18 protein-coding genes and 1 pseudogene are annotated in these 21532 nt (G+C 66.4%); 8 read left to right on the top strand and 11 right to left on the bottom strand.

The genetic code is table 11. The features are described 5' to 3' along the window. Positions 1-129: 129 nt before the first annotated feature. The gene (locus tag H9658_RS21205) at positions 130-756 is read right to left on the bottom strand and encodes a DUF2076 domain-containing protein (protein WP_191826846.1); all 627 of its coding nucleotides are present in this window, start codon (positions 754-756) and stop codon (positions 130-132) included. Positions 757-1016: 260 nt separating this feature from the next. Here H9658_RS21205 and H9658_RS21200 point away from each other — a divergent pair, with 260 nt between their 5' ends. Continuing rightward, the gene (locus H9658_RS21200; protein WP_191826845.1) at positions 1017-2306 is read left to right on the top strand and encodes an acetamidase/formamidase family protein; all 1290 of its coding nucleotides are present in this window, start codon (positions 1017-1019) and stop codon (positions 2304-2306) included. A gap of 175 nt (positions 2307-2481) precedes the next feature. Here H9658_RS21200 and H9658_RS21195 read toward each other — a convergent pair whose 3' ends face one another. Then, entirely contained in the window at positions 2482-2697 is a 216-nt protein-coding gene (locus H9658_RS21195; protein ID WP_191826844.1) for a hypothetical protein, read from the bottom strand. Positions 2698-2793: 96 nt separating this feature from the next. Beyond that, on the bottom strand, positions 2794-3765 hold the full coding sequence (locus H9658_RS21190; protein ID WP_191826843.1) for a polysaccharide deacetylase family protein: 972 nt from the start codon (positions 3763-3765) through the stop codon (positions 2794-2796). Positions 3766-3973: 208 nt separating this feature from the next. Between H9658_RS21190 and H9658_RS21185 the strand changes: the two genes are divergently transcribed. Both H9658_RS21185 and H9658_RS21180 read left to right on the top strand, forming a co-directional pair. Then, on the top strand, positions 3974-4936 hold the full coding sequence (locus H9658_RS21185; RefSeq protein ID WP_225210167.1) for an alpha/beta hydrolase: 963 nt from the start codon (positions 3974-3976) through the stop codon (positions 4934-4936). Continuing rightward, complete coding sequence (locus tag H9658_RS21180; RefSeq protein ID WP_191826841.1) at positions 4933-6342, top strand: M1 family aminopeptidase; 1410 nt, start codon at positions 4933-4935, stop codon at positions 6340-6342. The genes H9658_RS21185 and H9658_RS21180 overlap by 4 nt, the downstream gene beginning before the upstream one ends. Before the next feature lie 39 nt (positions 6343-6381). Here H9658_RS21180 and H9658_RS21175 read toward each other — a convergent pair whose 3' ends face one another. After that, the gene (locus H9658_RS21175; protein ID WP_225210166.1) at positions 6382-7083 is read right to left on the bottom strand and encodes a DUF4142 domain-containing protein; all 702 of its coding nucleotides are present in this window, start codon (positions 7081-7083) and stop codon (positions 6382-6384) included. A gap of 195 nt (positions 7084-7278) precedes the next feature. Further along, on the bottom strand, positions 7279-8199 hold the full coding sequence (locus H9658_RS21170; protein WP_191826840.1) for a hypothetical protein: 921 nt from the start codon (positions 8197-8199) through the stop codon (positions 7279-7281). Positions 8200-8523: 324 nt separating this feature from the next. Here H9658_RS21170 and H9658_RS21165 point away from each other — a divergent pair, with 324 nt between their 5' ends. Beyond that, a complete protein-coding gene (locus tag H9658_RS21165) occupies positions 8524-11001 on the top strand; it encodes a YwqG family protein (protein WP_191826839.1) in 2478 nt (825 codons plus the stop codon). Between the two features lie 275 nt (positions 11002-11276). After that, entirely contained in the window at positions 11277-13064 is a 1788-nt protein-coding gene (locus H9658_RS21160; protein WP_191826838.1) for a glycoside hydrolase family 97 protein, read from the top strand. Between the two features lie 118 nt (positions 13065-13182). On the opposite strand, the gene H9658_RS21155 is transcribed toward H9658_RS21160, so the two are convergent. Next, positions 13183-13974, bottom strand: a complete 792-nt coding sequence (locus tag H9658_RS21155; protein WP_179568987.1) for an SPFH domain-containing protein — start codon at positions 13972-13974, stop codon at positions 13183-13185. Positions 13975-14327: 353 nt separating this feature from the next. Between H9658_RS21155 and H9658_RS21150 the strand changes: the two are divergent. Next, positions 14328-15437 (top strand): annotated as a pseudogene (locus tag H9658_RS21150) (hypothetical protein); the annotation flags it as partial. A gap of 54 nt (positions 15438-15491) precedes the next feature. Then, a complete protein-coding gene (locus H9658_RS23230) occupies positions 15492-15824 on the top strand; it encodes a hypothetical protein (RefSeq protein WP_318241511.1) in 333 nt (110 codons plus the stop codon). 263 nt (positions 15825-16087) lie between these two features. Here H9658_RS23230 and H9658_RS21145 read toward each other — a convergent pair whose 3' ends face one another. The 5 genes from H9658_RS21145 to H9658_RS21125 all read right to left on the bottom strand — a co-directional run bounded on the left by H9658_RS21145 (position 16088) and on the right by H9658_RS21125 (position 20479). Further along, the gene (locus H9658_RS21145) at positions 16088-17893 is read right to left on the bottom strand and encodes a S41 family peptidase (protein WP_191826836.1); all 1806 of its coding nucleotides are present in this window, start codon (positions 17891-17893) and stop codon (positions 16088-16090) included. 57 nt (positions 17894-17950) lie between these two features. Then, complete coding sequence (locus H9658_RS21140) at positions 17951-18835, bottom strand: hypothetical protein (RefSeq protein ID WP_179568993.1); 885 nt, start codon at positions 18833-18835, stop codon at positions 17951-17953. A 47-nt stretch (positions 18836-18882) separates the two neighbouring features. Beyond that, complete coding sequence (locus H9658_RS21135) at positions 18883-19512, bottom strand: hypothetical protein (protein ID WP_191826835.1); 630 nt, start codon at positions 19510-19512, stop codon at positions 18883-18885. Between the two features lie 84 nt (positions 19513-19596). Next, positions 19597-20181 carry a hypothetical protein gene (locus H9658_RS21130; RefSeq protein ID WP_191826834.1) on the bottom strand — a complete coding sequence of 195 codons (585 nt, stop codon included), beginning with the start codon at positions 20179-20181 and terminating at the stop codon, positions 19597-19599. Positions 20182-20287: 106 nt separating this feature from the next. Continuing rightward, positions 20288-20479: a SymE family type I addiction module toxin gene (locus H9658_RS21125; protein WP_406848150.1), complete on the bottom strand. Its 192-nt coding sequence runs from the start codon at positions 20477-20479 to the stop codon at positions 20288-20290. A 540-nt stretch (positions 20480-21019) separates the two neighbouring features. Here H9658_RS21125 and H9658_RS21120 point away from each other — a divergent pair. After that, positions 21020-21400: a DUF4124 domain-containing protein gene (locus tag H9658_RS21120; RefSeq protein WP_191826833.1), complete on the top strand. Its 381-nt coding sequence runs from the start codon at positions 21020-21022 to the stop codon at positions 21398-21400. The last annotated feature ends 132 nt before the right edge of the window (positions 21401-21532 follow it).

Raw genomic sequence — 21532 nt, 5'->3', positions numbered from 1 at the left:
GATATGCGACAGCCACGTCTTAGGGAAGGAGCACGACTATCCCCGGGCGGACCTCGCGGGCGCCATGGCCGTGCAAGGCCCGCTCGGCAGCCTCATCGATGGGCCTGCCGAGCGGGAACGCCAAGATTCCTAGGTCCAGTTGTCGTCGCCCCCCAGGCTGCCATCGTCCGAAAAGTCCTGGTCGGCGTCCTGCAGCGGCGCATCGTCGTAGTAGTTGTTGGTGACGTTCTCGACCACGGTGGGCTGCGACGACCCACCGCCCAGGAAACCGCCGTGGTGACTGCCAAGCAGGCTCTCCACGCCCTCGAACAGCAACATGCCGCCGGCCACGCCTGCGGCCGTGGTGGCCGCGGTGCCGAGAAAACTGGGACCGCGCGCGGCCGGCGCCGCGACCGGCGCCTGGTCCGGCACGCTGGCGCCGCCGCCGAACAAGCGCTCGCGCCAGCCCGGTGCGGCCTGCGGTGCGGGCGCGGGCGGCAACGGCGGCGGCCCCGCATTGAAACCCTGGCCCAGGAAACTCGCAGCCGGCGGCGGCGGCGGCGGCGCAGCCTGCTGCAGCTGCGCGATCTGCGCCTTGGCGTTCTCCAGCGCGTGTTCGAGCAGCAATGCCCGCTGCACCAGCAAATAGGCGGCATCGGGCTGGCCGGCCAGGCGCTCGCGGATCAACGCGTCCGCCTGCGGATCCATCGCCACGCCGCTAGCGCTGCGCACGCGGGCCAGGAAATCTTCGAGTAGCTGTTGTTCTTGCGGAGTCATACCAATACCTGGAAGAGGTGACCGGCTCGATGCCGGCAGGCACAGCATGGGCACGGACGCGCCGGCGCCAAGGGCGGCTGCGCGGCCTGGTGCGGCGACATTCATCAAAGCCCCGCTGCTGGCGCGCTCGCACCAGGATGCAATCGACGACATCCGCGTCGATTCCGGCATGACTTCCGGCATTTCCGACCCGATCGCCAGTGACTACACTTGTAGTCAAAGACGGCTACGCAGGGTGAACGACGATGCAGTGGCGAAGAATGCAATGGATACCCGCGCTGGCGTTGATCGCATCGGCGCCGGCCTGGGGCGGCGAACAATGGATCGTGGCCACGGATCTGTGGGGCAACCGCAGCTATCAGACGCTCGAGCTGGACGCGGCCGGCACGCAGCTGCAGGGCCGGCTCGACAACGCTCCGGTTCGCGGCACCCGCCATGGCGATGCGCTCGCCTTCGTGGCCACCTCCGCCGATGGCAGCGTGTATCGCTTCGACGGCCGCGTGGAGGGCGAACGCATGCGCGGTCGCAGCGACCAGCCCGATCCCAATGCCGCCGACGTGCGCGCCCACCATGCGTTCGAAGCCTGGCGCGTGCCGGCCCGCGACACCGCCGCACCGCGCACGCACGACTTCGTGCCCAGCGACTACGCCAATACCTTCAGTGCCGATCGCCCGCCGGTGCTGGTGCTCTGGCCGGGCGACACGCTGCGCACGCAGACGCTGGATTCCGGCGGCGTGGATGCAGGCGGCGTCACCCGCGCGTTGTTCGGCAATCCGCAGGTCGGGCCGTTCTTCGTCGCCGGCGCCGAAGCGGGCGATACGCTCGCCATCCACGTGGTCTCGCTGCGGCTCAACCGCGACTCCGCCGACAGCCTCGACGGCCTGGTCGGGCGCCTGCAGACCCCGCGGGTGGCCGCGCAGGCCGCCGCACTCGGCAAGCACGTGCGCTGGCGCCTGGACCGCGATGCGGCACTTGCGCGCCCCGTCGACGGCGAAGGGCCGATGCAGCACTTCGCGATCCCGCTGCGGCCGATGCTCGGCGGCCTGGCGCTGGCGCCCGGCTTCGGCAGCGCCGCCCTGTCCACCGGCGATACCGGCGCCAGCGGCGGCAACATGGACTTCAATGCCGTGGTCCAGGGCACTACCGTGTACCTGCCTGTGCAACAGCCGGGCGCATTGCTCTATCTCGGCGACGGCCACGCGCTGCAGGGCGATGGCGAGACCACGCAGTGGGCGCTGGAGACGTCGCTGGACGTGGAACTGCGGGTCGAACTGATCAAGCATCGCGCGATCGCGATGCCGCGGGTCGAATCGCCCGAACAGATCATGACCCTGGGCCAGGCCGGCTCCAGCGACGACGCGCTGCGCGTGGCCACCTCCGGCATGCTGCACTGGCTGCAGCAGGACTACGGGCTTTCGCTGGCGCAGGCCACGCAGGTGCTGGGCGTGGCGGTGCATTACCGGGTGGCCAATCTCGCCGGGCGCAGCATCGGCGTGGCCGCCAGCATCGACAAGGCGGTGTTGCGCACGCTGGAAGCGCCGGCGCACTGAAGCGCGTTCGCCTACGCAGTTACCGCCAGCACCATCGTGGTGGAAGCGACTTCAGTCGCGACGCGCGTTACCGGCACCGCCTGCCTCACGCGATGGCCCAAGCGCGAACGGCACCGCTGCCAGGTCCCACACCGCGACTCGCCCATACGCAGCAACCGCCTGCGCAGATCGCCGCCTAGTCCTCCACAGCGTCCTCCGCCACGGCTCCGTCCGTCGCGCCTTCGCCGCGCGGCAGGCGCACCGCCCACATGTTGTCGATCAGGTTCGGATACGGGCGCCCGTTCTCTTCCGCGCGCTGCCGCGCCGCGGCCTTCTGCGCAGGCGACAGCGGTTGCGAACGCTGGCCGCGCGGCTTGAGTTTCTTCCAGGGCGGTGTCTTGGAGGTAGGCATGGGCATTGGCCGAAAACGCGACGTGGGCAGCGTGAGGCACAGCGGCTCGCGGGAAAGTGAATGCTGCGCGCGCCCAGGCCGACCGACCCGACTGCCTTATTCCGAATCGATCCCCGCCAGCGCGAACACCCACCCCGGCACCGCCGGCTCGCCGGCATAGAAGTCCTTGGGCTTGTGCTCGGCCATGGCCCAACGGTGCAACCAGCTGATGCCGCCACCGCCGGTATAGCCCTCCGCGTGCCGGTAGGCCGGATCGCGCAGCGCCTCGTCCAGGGTGACGAACGCATAGCCGCGACGGCGCGTGGCGGCGATCAGTTCCGGGAACGCGACGGCGTTCAATTCGTTGGCATGCATCAACCACACCTGCGCGATGCGGCGGCCGAACAAGCGCTGCGATTGCGCCTCGAAATAATCCAGCTTGTTGAGCATGTACGGCACATAGCCCTTGCGCAGCCGCAGCAGCGTGGCCTCGCGCGCCGCGCCATCCGGCTCGGTCTCCAGCACCCGCGCATAGGCGAAGGCCCACACCCAATCGCCGTTGTCCACGGTGACCGGCGCGATGCGGTAGCCGCGCGCGGCGACGAAGGCGACCACCGCCTCGCGATCGGCATCGCTGCGGCCGGTCGCCAGGTAGGGATGGCGGAACCAGCGCAGCGGCTGTCCGTACTTGGCCAGCAGTGGCCGCAGCGTGCGTTCGCCGCGCACGATCGCGTCCTCGTAGGCAGGCACCCCCACGTCATGCAGATTCACATGGCCATAGGTGTGATTGCCCAGTTCGTAGCCCGCATCCAGCCAGTCGCGCAGCATCGCCACCCGCTGCGGCTGCAACTGACCGTCCTGTTCGAGCTTGTCCTCGTTGACGAAACCGACGATGGGCACGTTCGCCTGCTTCAACGACGCCATCAGCTGTGCGTGGAATGCCGGCACCTGCGCGGCCGGCGTCTTGCCCATGCGCTGCCATGGCAGATCGTCGATGGTCACGGCGATGCGGCGCTCGGCATCCTGCGCCTGCGCGACACCGAAGACGGCCAGCAGGGCCAGCAACACGAAGCGGCGGTAGCGGTTCATCGGTCGCACCAGAGCATGGAGCGGCCAAGTCTAGCGGGTACGGCAGCTTGCATCCCTGCGCCGCGATGCAGGCCGACACCGCATTGCTGGCGCAGCGTCGGCGATGCATCGTCCAGATCCCCGCCGGCAGGACCGGGTTCCGGCATGGCATGATCCAGCGCTGTCCATGCATGGGACAGGTGACGCCAATGCGGCCAGGAGATCGAGATTGAGCAAGTGGTTATCGGTGGGATTGAGTGCAGTGCTGCTGGTCGCTTGCGCCGACAGGTCGCAGGAACCGGCGCCGACGTCGGCGCAACACACGTCGAAACAGGCACCGGCCGCGCGCACCGTGGCCTCGGTCGCCGGCGGGCAACGCGGTGAAGGAAAGCCTTACGAAATCGTGGACAGCCAGGTCTGGAACGTGCCCGACCCGGTCTCCGGCCGCGACTACCAGGTGTTCGTCGCGTTGCCGCGCGCCTACGCCGACGACCCAGCCCGCCGCTATCCCGTGCTCTACGTCACCGATGCCGACTACTCTTTTCCTCTGGTCCGGCAGATCGCACGCCGCTTGAACGGCGAAGGGCCGGCCATCGACGAGTTCGTGCTGGTCGGCCTTTCCTACGCGATCGGCGACGCGCCCATGCCCAGTCGCCGACGCGACTACACCCCGACGCCGGAAGGCGGCGCAGACGCAGCGCCGGACGCGACACACGGCAAGGCGGACGCCTACATGGCCTACCTGCGCGACCAGGTGCTGCCGTTCGTGGCGCAACGCTATCGCACCGACGAACACCGGCGCCTGTTCCTCGGCCACTCCTACGGTGGCCTGCTCGGCACGCAGATCCTGCTGACCGCACCGGAGATGTTCTCCGGCTACATCCTGGGCAGCCCGTCCTACTGGTACGGCGAGCACGCCATGCAGGCGCAGGAAACGGCCTTCGCCGCCAGCCACAAGGACTTGCCGGCGCAGGTCTACATGTACGTCGGCGAATACGAGCAGCGGCGTTATGGACAGAACTACGACATGGTGTCGGATGCGCAGGAGATGACGCGGACGCTGCGAGCACGGCACTACCCGTCGTTGCAGCTGCAGTTGGACGTGCTCAACGACGAAGACCACCTGAGCGTGGCGCCGCGCGGGCTCACCCATGGGCTGACCTATCTGCTGGGCAGCAAGGCGCCCCGATGACACGACCGCCACGCCGGCGTGCGGGCCGGCACGCATGCGCCGCGTTGGCGGCCCTGGTCACCGCATCGGCGGCGGCGGGCGCGGCGGCACAGCCGGTGGCGCCGGCGCCCGGTACCGGATTCGAGGTCGAACGCTACGCGGTGACCCTGCATCCCGATCTGGCGACCACCGCCGTGACCGGAACCCAAAGCATCACGCTGCGCGGCACGCAGCGGGTGTCGCAGCTGGTGTTCTCGCCCAACGCGTTGCAGCTGCACGCAGCGTCGCTGGACGGGCGCGCGGTGACCGTGGTCAAGCGCGCCGACGGCCTTGTCTTCGACCTGCCCGTGCCGCTGGAGAAGGGCGCGACCGCCACGCTCCGCTTCGCGCTGGAGGGCGTGCCGGCGCGCGGCCTGATCCGCGCCGGCGACGGCGTCTACAGCAGCTATTTCGCCTGCGACTGGATGGTCTGTCTGCAGGACGCGCCCGGCGACAAGGCCGAGTTCGCGCTCGACCTGCTGCTGCCGGCAGGCGCGGCCTCGCTGGGCGTCGGCAAGGCGTTGCCGCTGCGCGCTCGCCGCGACGGCCTGGTCCTGCATCGCTGGCGCTCCACCCGGCCCTACTCGGCCTACCTGTTCGGCTTCGCCGCGGGAACCTTCGCCAAGGCCACGGTCAACACCGACGTGGGCGAGCTGGTGTACATGGACGCCACCGGGCAAGGGGCCGACCTGGCGGCAGCGTTCGCACAGGCGCCGGGCATCGCGCGCTTCCTGGCCGACAAGGCCGGCATCGCGCTGCCCGACCGGCGCTACACCCAACTGCTGGTGCCAGGACAGGAAGCACAGGAAGCCGCGACGTTTTCCCTGATCGGCCAGGCGGCACTGGAAGAGGACAGGCAGGCACCGTCCGCAGCGTGGATCGTGGCTCACGAGATGGCCCACCAGTGGTGGGGAAATCTGGTGACCTGCGCGTCGTGGCAGGACTTCTGGTTGAACGAGGGCATCACCACCTTCATGACCGCGGCCTGGAAGGAACAGGCGGTCGGGGCTGCCGCCTACCGGCAGGAGCTGGAACTGGCGCAGCGTCGGCTCGAGCGCGCCCGCGCCGCGGGATTCGACAAGCCGCTCGCCTGGTCGGGCAGCTATCCCTCCCTCGGCATGCGCCGCGCGGTCCAGTACAGCAAGGGTGCGCTGTTCCTCGCACACCTGCGCGAGCGCCTGGGCGAGCCGGTCTTCTGGAACGGCATCCGTGGATTCACCCGCGCCCATGCCGGAAAGACCGTCACCAGCCGTGATTTCCAGGCCGCGATGGAGCGCGCCAGCGGCCAGGATCTGTCGGCCGTCTTCGCCGAATGGGTCTACGGCACCGCAATGCCGGCGCCGGCCACGATGCCGCCCGCGACGACGACTGCTGTGCCGGCCCGATGAGCGAGGCGTGGCAGATCGACGACCTGCCACGCCCTGCGCTCACATCGCCTTCTTGATCGCTTCCGCCTTCGCCAGATGCTGCTCGACGTGGGTCTTGGTCTCGGCCAGGTGCGCCTTGACCGGCTCCGTCGAAGCCGCCGCCATCATCTGCGTGTCGATCAGCTGCAGCGCATCCTTGTGCCCGGCGATCATCGCGTCGATATAGGCCGCGGCATAGTCCTTGCCGGATTTCTGGCCCAAGGTCGTCAGCTCCTGCTCGCCCTTGGTCTCGAGTTGCTTGACGTCGGGCGTCTCGGCCAGCGTGCCGAGCGCCTTGGTCTTCTCCAGGTTCTCGGCGTGCTCTTTCTCCATCATCTGCGCGTAGTCCAGCACTGCGCCCGTCACCTTCTTTTCCTGCGCCTGCTTCGCCGCGGCGATTTCGTTCTTGTCGACCGCCCCCAGCAACCCCAGGGCGATGTCGTCGCCCGAACTCGCGCGCGCCGCGCCCTCCGGTGCCGGGCTGGCCTCGCCGACCGGCAGCGTGGTGGGAGTGGCGGTACCGCCCACCGGCGTCGGCTCGGTGCTCGCGGCGGGCGTCTGCGCCGTCGGTGCCGGTGCCGGCGCGTCGTTGTCCTTGTTCGGCTTGCAGCCCGCCATGGTCAGCGCAGCGGCGATGGACAGGACCAATAGTGAATGTTTCATATGCGATTCCCTCTCGAATGGGGGTATCAGCATCCGCCTGCCCGGGTGAAGACGCCTCATGCAGTGCGCGTGAATTCTTCAGCTATTCCCGATTCGCGAGACGACAGGCGCTTCGTGAACATGCCGCAAGGCAGATCTCCGCTGCGTTGCCTGGACGCTCGCACCGGGTCCGGCCCGATACGTGCGCGCCGGTGCAGGCATTCCGACGAAACCCGCACCGCGCCCGAGTCCCAGGATCGACACGCCCTTTGCCACTCAGTACTTGCGCGCATCCGCGCTAGGCGCAAGCGCGGCGAAGCGGGCAGTGCTGAAATCATGCAGCAAGCGCACGACCTGCTCGCCGTCCTCGGCGTAGCGCCGGAAGTCGCTCTTGGCCAGCCGGTACAGGCAGCCATCGCGAGCGAAGACCAGGTCGCCACCGTCCCAATCGGCCCAGTCGCTGCCGGGAAGGTCAAGCAACACCGCGCCCTCGCGGTCCAGCACGCGATGATCCAGGCCGTACCACGCTTCGTTGTTACGACCGACAGCATGCAGCAGCGACTGCAGCCGGCGCCCGTTGGCGCCGGCCTTTTCCGCTATGCGTGGTCGGGTGAAGCGATAGAGCGTGGTGGCACTCAGGCCACCGGTCTCGCCCTCGCCGACATCGACTACCTGCCAACCGTCGCGCTGCCGCAACACGCCATCGATCGGCTGGTCTTCGCCGCCGCCCGAGCCGCGGCCGAATGGCCGGACCTGCATGTCGTGCGGCACCTGGAAGCCGGTCGGCAAGGGAAAGGGATCGCGCCCCTGTTGCGGGCGATGGTTCAACAGCAGCGTCCGCTCGTCCTCGAACATGCCGCCGCCGCCCCAGCAATCGCCCTTCGGCCACAGCGCCAGCGCGGTGAGGAACGGCGGACGCGACAGCGCCGTCCACGTGACGAAATCGCCATGCTGCCTGGACGCGAAATACACCAGCAACCGGCCCGACGGCGACAGATCGCAACGCCGCTCGTAGATGCGGCCCTTGAACCACTGCCCGTGTTCGAAGCTGTCGTCGCGCAGGTCCCAGCGGATCAGCTGCACCTGCTTGCTGGGCCCGCGGCGGAAGATCACCCCGCTGCGCGCGTCGCGCGCAAGCAATGCGTAGAGCCGCGTGGCGGGTGCACGGTGTCCGTCGTCGTGCCGAGTCGGTTGCAAGCGATCGTCTCCATGAAACCACAGGCTGCCCGAACCCGCTGCGTACGTCCGGATGGACCGACACTCGGTTCTGCGCAGCTGCCAATCCTACCCGCATGCGCCGCGACAAGCAGGCCACCCAACTGGACGAAGCGGTGAGTTTCCTCGCAATGCCTCGGCTGCAGGGCACGCAGCGACACCCTTCGAAGACGCCACCGCCGAGACGCATGGAACGATCGCCGGGACCATGCGCCATCCTGCATTCGCATGCGTCTGCGCATGCATGACACGCGTAAAAAAGGCGCGGTAAGCTGCGGGCACTCCGCCATGTCCCCATGCCCTCTCATGCGCCATGTCCAGACCGATGCCCTCTCCATCGACCTGCCCGATCGCTTCAGCACCGTGCGGCAGATCGGCCAGTGCATCAAGGCCGCCTATCCCGTCGCCGACGACGAGGTCTCGCTCGGCATCGTGATCGCGCGCCACAAGACCTCGCACGACGCGGCCGCCGATCCGTGGGCGCACTTCCGCGCCGAGTGCCGCACACGGCGCGGCGACGTGGAGGTGCTGTCGGAACAGGCGCTGGACATCGACAGCCATGCCGCGCTGCGGATCGCTTCGCAGGGCAACGGCTATGCCTACCTGTTCGTCATGGTCCGATTGGACGACGCGTTGTACCTGGACATCGTGGGCGATTGCCCGGCGGGGACCGAGGCCGAGCACTTTCCGGTACTGGACGCCGCCCTGCGCAGCCTGCGCGTGACCGGCGATCCCGCCGCCGCACTCGCGGCACACGAAACCTGGATGCAGGACATGTTCGGCGGCGATGAGGACGAAGAAGACGCCGACGATGCGCATCCCGCGCCGGTGGCCGCGCCGGCGGAACCGTTCCGCATTCCCGAAGACGGCGTGGAGGTGTTCCAGATCGACGACCTGGCATTCGACTTCCCGCGCGAGACCGTGCCCAACATCGGCACGGCGAGCAGCACCGGCGGCGAGCTGAGCATCGACCTGCAGGCTCGTGCACGCAAGGCGGACGCCGCCGCGCGGCCGCACCTGATGGACGAGGCCAAGGTCTATTTCCGCTTCTCGGTGAAGGGCATCCACCATGCCGGGATTCCGACCGGCCGGATCCGCTTCGAGGACGATCGCGCGCCGGAGCAGCAGGCCTATCTCTGGTCTGGCGGGCTGCGTTACGACCTCAAGCTCTGGGGCGAACTGGTGCTGGAACAGGGCTGGGTCGGCTTCAGCGGCTATCTGCAGGCCGATGGCGCGGGCCATCGCTATCCGGTGCGCATCGCGCGCAAGCTGGCGATGCATGCGCTGGATTGGTCGCACTACCGTTTCACCTCGATGGACGAGCTGGCGAGCGCGCCTCCCGGCGTGCCGCGCCACGTGCACCTGACCAACCTGGCCGGGCCGACGCTGCCGCACGCGCTGTACGTCTATCCGGCGCTGCGCTCGCTCAGCCTCTACTACGACGACGACGCCATCGCCGCCAACGGCGTGCGAGAACTGCCGGACGCGGTGGCCGGCCTGTCCAATCTGGAAGACCTGACGATCGTGAGGGCCAGCGCGCTCGAACAGCTGCCCGCCGCGCTCGGGGCGCTACGCGGATTGCAGCGCCTGCATATCACCGGCACCGGCATCCGCACGCTGCCGCCGCAACTGCTGTCGTTGCCGCTGGTGTATTGCGTACTGGACAACAACGCCCTCGCGCAGCTGCCCGAGGCGCCGTTCCCCGCCACCCTCAAGACCCTCTCGCTTTCGCGCAATCGGTTGCAGACCGTGCCCGCCAGCGTGGCCGCGTTGCCGGCGCTGCAGCGGCTGGATCTCACCCACAACCCGTTGACCGCGCTGCCGGCCGGCCTGGAACGCATCGAGCGATTGGAACTGGAACTGCCGAAGAAGCACGCGCTGTTGGACTACCGCTACAAGGGCGCCGACGGTGAGGGCACCATCGCCTTCGACGACGCCGCCTTTTTCGCGCGCAACGACGCGACACTGGCCGGACAGTTGGAGGAGGCGCTGGCCAGCGACGCGCAATGGACGCCGTACCGCTCCGGGATGCAGGCGCTGGCCTGGCATGCGGTGGCACTGGCCACGGATGCGCCGGACGATTACCACGCACGCGGCAACACCCGCTTCGGCGGACTGCCCGACCTGCCGCCGGACATGTCCTACCCGCGCCACACCGACGCCGACGGCAGCACCAGGCCCATGCAGTTCATCGCCCAACTCGACTGCGCGCAGCTGGCGCCGCTGCAGCGCTACCTGCCGCGGACCGGCGTGCTGTACTTCTTCATCTCCGACCAGGAAGACCTCGCGCCACGGGTCTTCCATTACGACGGCCCGCGCGATGCCCTGCAGACGGCGGCGGACCTGACGCGCGATGCCGCGCAGATCGATGGCATGGAGGACGGCTCCCTGCCCTACCGTGCAAGCGCCGCCGCTTGGATCAGCGTGCCGCACTTCTATTCCGACGAAGCGTATTACCAGGGAGCGGCCGAGGGCCTGGACGGCCTGGAGGACGCGTACGAACTGGTCGAAGCGCTGCGCGACCGCCTGGCGGCGCAATCCACCGTCCAGCCGGTGCACGGCGTGAACAGCCATGTGTTCAAGCAGCACGACACCCCGCTCAGCGAAGCCGCCAACCGCCTGCGCGGGCGCGCCGAGGACTTCATGGTGCTGCTGCGCGTGGCCTCGGACCCGCACCCCGGCTTCTGCTTCTGGGACGCGGGCGAACTGTATTTCGTGATCCACAAGAGCGACCTCGCCAAGCGCGATTTCTCCAACGTGTATTGCGGACTGGAGAGCAGCTAGGCACGCGCATCTTTGCGCGTTGGCGCCGGCATGCGGTGACATCCTGAGTGCCGAACCGACACCGCGGCATCGGCGGCAAGGAACGCAGCCAGCGCCGCACCGAATCGGCAAGCGCTCGGCAACCGCCGTGACATGCCGGCGGCGGCAACCGCGCCCCACGCAAACTCGATAAGATCGCCGCCGGACGTCAGCGCAATCGGACCGGGGGCAACGTGGCATCGAACGAGCGGACTTGGCTGCGCGATGCAGGCCTGTGCATCGGATTCGTCTTCGGCATGGTGGCGTCCAGCGGCGTGCAGGCCCACTCGGTGTCGGTGTCCAGTCCCGATCGCAGGATCGTGGCGGTGCTCAGCGACGACGACGGCGCGCTGCGCTACACGATCGAGGCCGACGGCCAGGCGCTGCTCGCCCCATCGCCGCTGGGGATCCGCGTGGACGGCCTGGAACTCGGCGCGCACAGCGCGATCGGCAACGTGCGCCGCGGCGCCACCGATGCACGCTATCGGCTCAACGGCGGCAAGGCCGTGGCGCGCGACCGTGCCACGACCGCGACGGTGTCGCTGACCGCGCACGGCCGCGCCTTCGAAGCGGACCTGCATGTCGCCGACGACGGCGTCGCGGTGCGTTTGCGCCTGCCCGCGCGCAAGGACAGCCACGTCGAGGCCGACCGCTCCGGATGGACCTTGGCCGAGGACGATCCGCCGGTCTGGGCCACCGCACTCCTGCCCGATTATGAGAACAGCTACACCGGCCTGTCGCTGCGCAGCCTCGGGGCGGGACGCTACGGCCTGCCGCTCACCGCGCACAGCAAGGGATTCTGGATCACCCTGAGCGAAGCGGCGGTGGTCGACTATGGCGACCTGGCCATCGAGCGCGCGGCGGACGGCAGCCTGGCCGGCGTGCTCTATGCCGATCCGCAGGGCTGGCGAACGGACGCCGCCATCGTGCAACCGTGGCGCGTGACCATCATCGCCCGCACGCTGACCGACCTGGTCAACTCCACCCTGGTGCAGAACCTCAACCCGCCGCCAGCGCCCGCCCTGGCCGACGCGAACTGGATCCAGCCCGGTCGCTCGGCATGGCAATGGCTGGCAGTCGGCGAGCCGCGCGAGAACGAGCAGCGGCAATGGGTCGACTGGACCCACCAGCTGGGCTTCGAGTACTACCTGGTGGACGACGGCTGGAGCACCTGGAAACAGCCGTGGGAGACGCTGGCCGATACGGCGCGCCATGCGCGCGCGCAAGGCGTCGGCCTGTGGCTCTGGGTGCACAGCCGCGAGGTGCAGCATGCGCCCGAGCGCAAGGCGCTGCTGCGCAAGATCGCCGCCACCGGCATCGTCGGGGTCAAGGTCGATTTCCCAGCGCCGGCCAGCCGCGACTGGTCCAACTGGTATACGGATGTGGCACGCGACGCGGCGGCAGAACACCTGATGGTCGACTTCCACGGTGCCATGAAACCCACCGGCACCGAGCGCACCTGGCCCAACGTCCTCACCCGCGAGGGCGTGCGCGGGCACGAATGGCACATCACCCGCTACAAGCGCGTACTGGCCGCCGATCACGACACCATCCTGCCCTTCACCCGCTACGTCGTCGGGCCGGGCGACTACACGCCCACCGTGTTCGAACCGAAGGAACTGATGGGCAACAGCTGGGCGCACGAACTGGCGCAGATGGTCCTGTTCACCTCGCCGTTCCTGGCGATGGGCGGCCACCCGCAGACCTATCTCGCCAATCCCGCCCTGGACGTGCTCAAAGCGGTGCCCGCCACATGGGACGAAACCCTCGTGCTGCCCGGCAGCGAACCGGGCAAGGTGGCGGCCATGGCCAGGCGCCACGGCCGCGACTGGTTCATCGCGGTGATCAACGGCGGTGCTGCCACGCGCATGACGCTGAAGCTGGATTTCCTGAAGAAGGGCAACTGGAAGCTCACCGAACTGGGCGACGCGCCTGCGCGGCCGGATGCGTGGGAGCGCAAGGACCGAGACGTGACGCGGGATGGAGCGATCGCGTTGGAGTTGGCGCCGCGTGGCGGATTCGTCGGTTATCTGAAAGCGCAGTAGGCACTGCACCTCGACAACGCTTTCCGACGGCGCATGGCCGCGATCGTACCGGGCCTGCGACCACCACAGGCCCGGATGTCACGTGCAAACGAACAGCTTGGCAGCGCGGCCAGGCAAGCTACTTGGCGATGACCGAGGTTCCGGACGGCACCATGTAGCACGCTTGCGCCTTGGCGCAGGCCTCGGCGTTGATCTCGGCGATCTGGCTGGCCAGGTACTGCTCCGGGGTCAGGCCCATGCGATTGCGGTAGGCGTTGTCGGCGTCGGCCTTGGCCACCTGTTCCTGCTCGCGCTGGCGCTCGGCGGTGGTGGCCTCGACCAGCGTCTTGACCCGCTGTTGCTGCGCGGCGGTGAGGTTCATCTGCTGCAGTACATCCGCATTGGGCCGCGCACGGCCAAGGGTGATGTTCTGAATCTGGATCGGCAGGCCCTGCTCCTTGACCAGCGCGCGCACGCTCTCGGTGACCGCATCGTCGATCTTCCGCGCGGTGTCCGGGTCGCTCATCATCCGCGTCATGTCGTAGCGCTTCACCTGGTCGCGCACGATCGCCGCGTACTGGCTGGCCACGTTGTTCTTGAACCAGTCCTGCCCGAAGCCCGACAGCAGCAACGCCGGCGCGGTGATCCGGTATTGGATCTGGGTGGAGAAGTCCAGCAGGATGTTGTCGCTGGACGAAAAATCGTCGAACGCCACCTGCACCGTCTGCGGCGTGACATCCACGTACACCGCCGACGTGGTCCACCAGGCATAGGTCCGGCCGGGCTCGCGCACGTCATCCAGACGGATGCCGCCCTTGCTCCAGAAAATGGGCTTGTCGACCAGCACGGCCTGCTGCCCCGGATCGGGCGAGACCACGGTACACGCGCAGAGCAGGCTCGCCATCGCGGCGGCCAGTGGAAGGTGTTTCATCGATGTCCCCTGATCGGCCGGCGCGGCCCGCGGCCCGTTGTGCCGTAAATGCTAGCCGATCCCTGCGAACCTGCACTAGAGGTTGCCGACCCAGGCACTGGACATGGCGCGCGCGAGGCGTTCGGATCGACCTCAGCGTCCGGGCCTCCACGACCGCAACCCCGACACCGCCTGTTCGAGCCCCCGTCCCTAACGCACATCGGCAATGCTGCCGTTGCTCACCAGGTCCGGCATGCCCCCGGCGCCGACGACGTCGCTCCCTGCCCGCGCTCGACTTCCAGCGTTCATGCCGTCCCAGCGGATGCCCGGCTAAGCTCCGATCGACGCCAAGGACTGCAGGAAGGACACGCACGATGTCACAGCACGCCATCGAAGATCTGGTCGAGAACACGATCCACCTGGTGGACCGCAGCACGCTGGACGGCGCGCGCCAGGCCGAGATGATCCACGGGCTGCTCGATCTGCAGGCGCGCTACGACACCAGCCTGACCTGGTTCCGGCTGCCCGATGTGCTGCTGCGCCACGGCGTGTTGGTGCGTACGCCGGTGGAGGCGCTCACCGATACCCGCTTGCGTGCCCAGGCGTTGGCGGCCGATGCGCCGGGCTGGCTCGGCCATGAGGACGACGCGGCCTACCTCGAATGGGAGGGCCAGGCGCGCGTGCTCTACCGGCAGGCCAAGGCCGGCACCTCGCTTCCAGTGTCGAAGCTCTTCCGTGACGTGCTTGCGCTCGCCGACCAGGCCGACGACACCGACCTGTTCACCGACTGGTACGCGCTGCTGGCGAATGGCTGGCTGGACGACACCTTCACCGCCGAGGACGGCATCGCCGCCACGCTCGATGGCCTGCTCGCTTCGGACGATCTTCAGGCGATCCGCGCGCTCGCGGCGCGTCGTGGACTCAAGCGCCGGCGTGGCGTGCCCGAGGCGCTTGCGCTGCCGCGGTCGAACGACAGCATCGAGCAAGGCGACGTCGAACGCAGCGCCGTCCTGCGCTTCTTCCTGGAACCCAAGCGCAAGCCGGCCGCCTTGCTGACCGCGCGCGACAAGGCGCGGGCCCAGCAAGCCCGCGTGCGCGAAGTGATTCCCGCGTTGATCGAGCAGCATTTGGGCAGCGCGCTGCACGCCGCCGGCTGGTCGCCTGTGCCCACCGATACCGCCTTCCAATGGCGATGGACCCGGGAGCGCGACGATAGCCGCCAGTTCCTCTGGGCGACCCACGACGCCAAGTTGGGCGTGCTGATGGTCCAGGCGGGCCTGCAGCATGCGCAACTACTCGCGTGGCAGCAGCGTGCCGCCACCACCCAGCTGCACGACCTGCATTTCCAGGACATTGCCGCGGGATTCCTGGGTCAGCACATTCTCCACAGCAAGGACATCGGCGCGTTCGGCGGCTGGGTGCTGAATCCTGCCGACAGCGATGCGCAGCTGCGCGCCACCCTCGATCGCCTGGCGGCCGCACTTCCCGCGCTGGACACCAACTACTTCGATTTCATCACCCGGCAGTTCTCAGAATCGCTGTTCGCACGCGACGTCGACACCCTGCTGCATCTGCTGGAAGAGGGCGACGACGACGGCGCGGTTCCGCCCTACGTGCTGTTCGACAGCCCCGACAGCCTGCTGCTGGCCTTCGTCTTCCACCATCTCCAGCGAGGCGACGAGGCCGCGGCGATGGCGATCGTCGAGCGCCTGCAGGCACGCCAGGCTGCGCGCGGGCGCCTCAGCCCCTGGCACCGCGACCACCTGGCGCCGTTCCTGCAGCAATGGGACGAAGGCCGGCGCGATCTGTCGATGCCGCCGGTGCTGCATGCGCTGCTGGCCGGTCATTTGCGTGCGCAGGAAACGGGCTGAGCGCCGTCCTCAGATTCCACCTCGCTGGTGGCGTACCGCTTCGTGCCCGTCATTCGCGGCGGGCGGTGACGCACGCGGTGGGCGCATGACAGCGTGGGCAGCTCATGGCGCTGCGCATCGCGATACAGCGCACGCCTGTCCATCCATCGCTGGCGTTTCCGCCAGCACTAGCCGCACAAGGAAACGGCCCGCTTCGCATCAGCGGATGTGCGCACCCGCACCAGATTGATCGCCCTGCGCGTGCAGGGCTGGCCGACCGGGACCTATTGTCCAGCAGGTGCTCGATCGGCAGCCGACCGGCTTGGTCTGGATATCGAGCCCAGCTTCATCGGCCTGCTTCCGGCAATCCCCAACGCCGCCACCGCCTGTTCGAGCACCGAGTCCCTCCCCTCGCGCACATCGGCGATGGTGCGGCTGGCCACGACGTCGGGGAAGACACCGACGCCGACGAAATCGCTGCCATCCGGATAGCTATCGCGCTTCACGCAAATCCGCGCCGAACCGCCGCCCGGCAAGTCCAGCGTGAGCGGCTGCCCCGTGCTGCCGCCGGTCGCCTGTCCCACCAAGGGGCCGCGCCGCATCAGATGAAACACCGCCGCCGTGTCTTCGCCGGCCGAGAAGGTCGCAGCATCCACCAGCATCGCCACCGGTCCCTTGTAGGTACGCGGCTCCGGCATCAACACGTCATCGCGTACCGGCAGCCATTCGATCAAGCGGCCACTGCGCGCTTGTTGCAGCGACGATCCGTTATCGCGCATGACGGATCGCACCTGCGGCAAGGAACCTTCAGCCACGAAGCGCAGGATCGACAATCCGAACCGGGTGTTCCCACCGCCATTGCCGCGCAGATCCAGGATCAAGCCCGGCGCGGCGAGCACCCTGTCCAGATCCTGCCTGAGCGCCTTGACGCTGGCGTCGTCCTCGAGCTGCGCCACGCGCAGCACGGCGACACCGTCCTTGCGGAAGGTCAACAGCGGCGCGGCTGCCACCGCCTGCGCTTTGTAGCCACTGCGCGCCGCCCGCACCTCGCGGCGGCGCCCATCGCGGTGTACGACCGTCAGCACCACCGGCTTGGCCGCATCGCCGGACAGCAACGCATAGGTGTACGTTCGCACCTCGAGGTCTTGCGGCGTCGAACTGCTGAGATAGGGCCGCACCGCGCGCTCGGCGTAGCGCTCCACCGGCTCGCCGTCGATCGCCTCGACGGTATCGCCGGGCTGCACGCCCTGCCGAAGCAATGCCGCGTCGGTGACCGACGTGACCACCACCTTCCCTTCCAGCCGCGCGGTGCGCAGCCCCGGGCGCGCATACCAGCGCGCCTCCAGCGCCGTGGGAGGGAACACGCCGCTATGCCCGTCCTGCAACTTCGCCATGAAACGCGTCAGCACGCGATAGTAGGCCTCGGTATCCTGCGCCTGCTGGACCAGCGGCACGGTCTCCAGATACAGCCGGTCCCAATCGAGCTCAGGCACATGATCGAACCAGACGAAGCGGTCGCGTGCGGTCATCCACAGTTGCGAGAGTCCGGCAATGCGCTGTGCCTCCGTCAGCTGCGCAGTGTAAGGAACCACCAGCGCAGGTGCCGTCGCGTCGCGCTTCGCCAGCGCCTCATGCCGCCGGAGATCGGCCAGGCGCGGATCGTCCAGCAAGGCCAGCGTCGCGGGATCCTTGTTCACCACGAAATCGATCAGGCCCTCCTGCCAGGCCATGGCGTCCAGCGCTCGCCAGGCCGCGACGGCCGCGTCCCGATCGCCGAGCCACACCTGCACGCGCACCAGATCGCCCAGCAGATTCAAGCGGCGAAAACGCAGCGTCATGCTGCCGTCGGCCAAGGCCAGCACCTGCGGATCGTCCAAATAGCGCAGACCGTCGAGCAATGCGTCGCGCGCACGCCGCAGATCTTCAGGCGAACTCGTTGCACCGTGTTCGGCAAGCTGACTGGCACGGTCGCGGAACTCGGTCACGTGCGCGTAGGCCTGCATGGCCGGATCTTCGGCGGCACTGGCCAACTGGGCCAACTGGGCCAACGACAGACAAACCCCCAAACCAAGCCATCCTGGAAATTTCATCGCAGCTCCTGTGCACGACGCGAAGCGTCCAAAAGCGCCATGCCGGCGCGCCGCAGCTCAAGGTTTAGAGCTAGAAGGCCTGAAGGAGCGACATTGCGAAAGCAGCCACTCTCCGGCTGAGGTGTCGGACGCAATCGCCTCTCCCTTGGATATCTGCAGGACCTCCGAGCGAACGAGTTCGGCACTTTCCGAAGAGTCAAAAACATCCTCGTCGGTGGAGTCGACGGCAAAGCCCGGAAGTGCCGAATTCTCGAGCTTCCCCGACGCCACAAGCTGGCCACATAAGCCATAGTAGTAAGCAGCACGCTCGTTCGCGGACAGACCAATATCACCAGCCACGAACATGCTGACGTGGAACGTTTCGTGCGCAACAAGATCTGCGATATTGGCCAACGTCTCTTCCAAGTTCCGCATCTGGGGCGCAATTAGAGTCAATTTCGGCCCTCTGCCGAATCTAAAGAAGCTCCGGTGATAATCAACGCGCGCCGGAACAATCCGGATTTCAACCGAGACATGATCGACGGCTGCTTGTTCAAGTACGAAGCGAAGCGCCCTGGACGCAACAAGGCAGACATCTTTTACGGGGACATTCGTTCCGCTTGCGACAGCCACTTTCACGTATCGATCTTCACACCGCACCGAACTAGCGAAACGAATATTTTCTCGCGCACCCTGCGTAAGGACTTCAGACTGAGTGATAAATAGACCGAATCCCGAGCGAATGGTGTGCTTGTTCATTCCCTCCACAGAAAAATGCGGCAAAGCAGAACCATCACTCTGTCCGGCAAAGAGTATGGCCAGGACGAAGACAAGCAAAGCCCTTCCCAATTTCAATTCTTCGCAACCCGAACTACCGCACCCAAAATAGCCACCAAAGCGTTCAACATTCAACTCCTCAAAGGCAACAGACCGATCTTCAGATAAAAACCATCCAAAACACATTTAATCGACTAACATCAAGAGGGCCGAGGCCCTCTTGACGGAGCAGCTTACTGCTGTTGGCACAGGTTCGGTGATGGGTAAGTAGTACAAGGTGGGTTGCCGTAGACCGTAGCGGTGAACGAAGCAAGCGACTGACCTTCATACTTTGTAGCGACCGCCATCGTTTTCTGGCCTTGGAACGCGGAAGTGAATGATGCTGTTTCATAACGAATGCTATCAGCGTCACCAGCATTGGCGTACGCCCAGGAGTTGACAGCATCAGGGTCGGCGAGGCGAATAATAGTTCCAGATTTCACATATGCAAAAGACTGCGCCGCAACAACAACGTTATCACTGGACCGGACGAGCATCACGCTGACAGCGCCAGTCGAGGGATAGGGAATAGTAGAGCCAGAAGTGTCGATCTGAAATTGAGCCGCATCTGCGGTGAGATCCAGAGCAGCTCTGGCCAGGGCATTTATTATGTTCTCTTTTCCACCGCCGCCACCGCCACCGCCACCACCACCTGCCTTCTTTTCCCATTTAACTTCGGCACCGGCTTTACACTCTCCGCCTCCGCCCGCCTTTGCGCTGCACTCTCCATAGGCACGCACAGAAGTGTTGTACGTAGCACAGCCCGCCGTGCCAATAGAAATTAACGACAATCCAATACTGGGGAACAATGCTGTTTTATTCACAGGAACCTCCGTTTCGCTGGGATTCAGCGTGAGCGATACTATCGGCACGACTCGTATGGAACCATCGAATCCATCACATTTCACTCACTCGCCCGGCACACGAAATATTTTAAAAGCTGTCCAAGTTGCAATGTGAGAAGGAAGAAAGGTAGCCGCGACAATTCCGCTGGGCATATCGCGGAACATCAGCAATGCCAAAGAAATTTGCACAGTGGTGACAATTGCCTCAAGCATCGGCAGTGAAAAAAATCTACTTCTACGCCCTTTCTTCCAGTCACAACATCCAATCCGATGACAACCCAATCTCGCAGATATGTATATTACCCCGGTTAAAATAGAGGAAATATCAATTAACGGAAGAACGAGAGATGGCGAAAATGCAACAGACCCAACAGCACAGACCCAAAGCACCGAACTCAGTAGCGCGCCTGTCCAGCTTACTGATCCATCGCGCCTGACTAGACCACGCAACTGAACCCCATAAAGCATTGCCAATCCCCAGCCGCCGCCAAACGCCAAGGCGAGAATCAAATTCTGACCGTGTCTATCCCACACCAGATAGCCAAAGATTGCTGACGCCACAATTCCAGTCAATGCACGCAAGTTCACGATAACCAGATCAGCAAATATCGCCCAACAGCTTGGAGCAAGCGCTTGATTATCCGTCATCTACTCTTCCTTGATTTTTCGGCGTCAAGTCCAACAAGCGACTTTTTCGACTGGAAACCCCATAACAATATGCTAACTGTGGGTACCTGCCCAGACAATACCATCACTACCCAGACGGCAAACGCAAGTGCGCGGCGCAGCCCACCTCCGAACCTGGATCAACCATCGACACTACTAGATCGCCGGCCCGGGCGGTGATCTGCGGCTTGCTGCCAATGGAGAAACCCAGCTGCTCCAGCCACAGGCCGCTCAGGCGCAGGACCGGGACGCGCTGGTCGTCCGTGTGGCGGTGCAACACGGGATAGGTCGGGGGGCACAATGGATGGGCTGGCTGGTCGCATGACGGCCGCTTATTGCCTCAGACGCCTCACTCCCTTTGCTCGCGTACTGACGCTCCCTGCATCCCAGGGCAAGCCCCGCACCACTAGTCCAGACCTCTCCGGCGGTGCATCCGTGCCGCATCCCGCCCATGCCGCGATCAATGCAGCCTCCCGCCTCCCGCAGGCGACGTCTCCCACTCCACCGCATAGACCGCCCGCTCCTCGCGTACGCCGTTGGACGTGGGTTCGTGCAGCGGCTGGCGCTCGATCTGCAGCAACAGCGCCCGCATCGCGTTCGCTGCGTCGCAGAGCGTGTCGCCCACCGCTGGCCGGGCCCGCCCATCGGCCACGCAAACCCACCACGACCACCGAAGAGGTCAACCTGACCCCGTTACTCTGAGGTCTTTGGGGCGTCTGTGCGGGAAGGCCGCTTTTCGCGTCATTTCCCTCGTCACGAATGGGGGTCGATCGGCTAAGCTCCGAGCCTTGACCAGGGGATAGGCATCAGGGGGATAGGCATGATCAGAGCGCTCGCAGTGGTGTTGTGCATGATGGCGCTGCCGGCGGCGGCGCAGTCGGCTTACAAGTGCTCGGACGGCAAGTCCGGCGCTGTCTATCAGTCCATGCCGTGTGCGCCGGGCAAGGAGCAGAAACGGTGGCAAGCGCCGGCCGCTTCGGGCGAACAGCCCCGCCGCCAGGTCGATGACACCCGGGAGCGTCCTGCCACTGGCCAGCCCAGCCTGGGCGCGCAGATGATCACCTTCACCGGCCAGCCCAGTCCGGAAGCCTGTGCGCGTGCCAAGCATATCCGCGACCAGGCATTGGCTGATGCATCGATGAAGGGCGAACGCGAGTTCCACCAGACCCTGGCGCGCAACGTCGACACTGCCTGCAAGTAGCAGGTGGGTTTGCCACGCCTGCCGACCTGCGCTTACAGGTTGGAAACGGGGTCAGGTTGAGCCACCCCTGATAACTCGGACACCTGAAAGCGAGGACAATCCTCGCACGGAGGTGTTCGATGCAGAAGCGGC

Source organism: Xanthomonas bonasiae, from assembly GCF_014836395.1.
GTDB lineage: Bacteria > Pseudomonadota > Gammaproteobacteria > Xanthomonadales > Xanthomonadaceae > Xanthomonas_A > Xanthomonas_A bonasiae.
This window is presented reverse-complemented; position numbering and strand designations above follow the sequence as displayed.

Coding starts and splice junctions, on each gene's coding strand:
- H9658_RS21175 (WP_225210166.1), bottom strand. CDS start 7,083: ATGAGGCGTCTTCACCCGGGCAGGCGGATGCTGATACCCCCATTCGAG.
- H9658_RS21140 (WP_179568993.1), bottom strand. CDS start 18,835: ATGTGTTTTGGATGGTTTTTATCTGAAGATCGGTCTGTTGCCTTTGAG.
- H9658_RS21205 (WP_191826846.1), bottom strand. CDS start 756: ATGACTCCGCAAGAACAACAGCTACTCGAAGATTTCCTGGCCCGCGTG.
- H9658_RS21195 (WP_191826844.1), bottom strand. CDS start 2,697: ATGCCTACCTCCAAGACACCGCCCTGGAAGAAACTCAAGCCGCGCGGC.
- H9658_RS21130 (WP_191826834.1), bottom strand. CDS start 20,181: ATGACGGATAATCAAGCGCTTGCTCCAAGCTGTTGGGCGATATTTGCT.
- H9658_RS21165 (WP_191826839.1), top strand. CDS start 8,524: ATGCGCCATGTCCAGACCGATGCCCTCTCCATCGACCTGCCCGATCGC.
- H9658_RS21120 (WP_191826833.1), top strand. CDS start 21,020: ATGATCAGAGCGCTCGCAGTGGTGTTGTGCATGATGGCGCTGCCGGCG.
- H9658_RS21145 (WP_191826836.1), bottom strand. CDS start 17,893: ATGAAATTTCCAGGATGGCTTGGTTTGGGGGTTTGTCTGTCGTTGGCC.
- H9658_RS21200 (WP_191826845.1), top strand. CDS start 1,017: ATGCAATGGATACCCGCGCTGGCGTTGATCGCATCGGCGCCGGCCTGG.
- H9658_RS21160 (WP_191826838.1), top strand. CDS start 11,277: ATGGTGGCGTCCAGCGGCGTGCAGGCCCACTCGGTGTCGGTGTCCAGT.
- H9658_RS21180 (WP_191826841.1), top strand. CDS start 4,933: ATGACACGACCGCCACGCCGGCGTGCGGGCCGGCACGCATGCGCCGCG.
- H9658_RS21155 (WP_179568987.1), bottom strand. CDS start 13,974: ATGAAACACCTTCCACTGGCCGCCGCGATGGCGAGCCTGCTCTGCGCG.
- H9658_RS21190 (WP_191826843.1), bottom strand. CDS start 3,765: ATGAACCGCTACCGCCGCTTCGTGTTGCTGGCCCTGCTGGCCGTCTTC.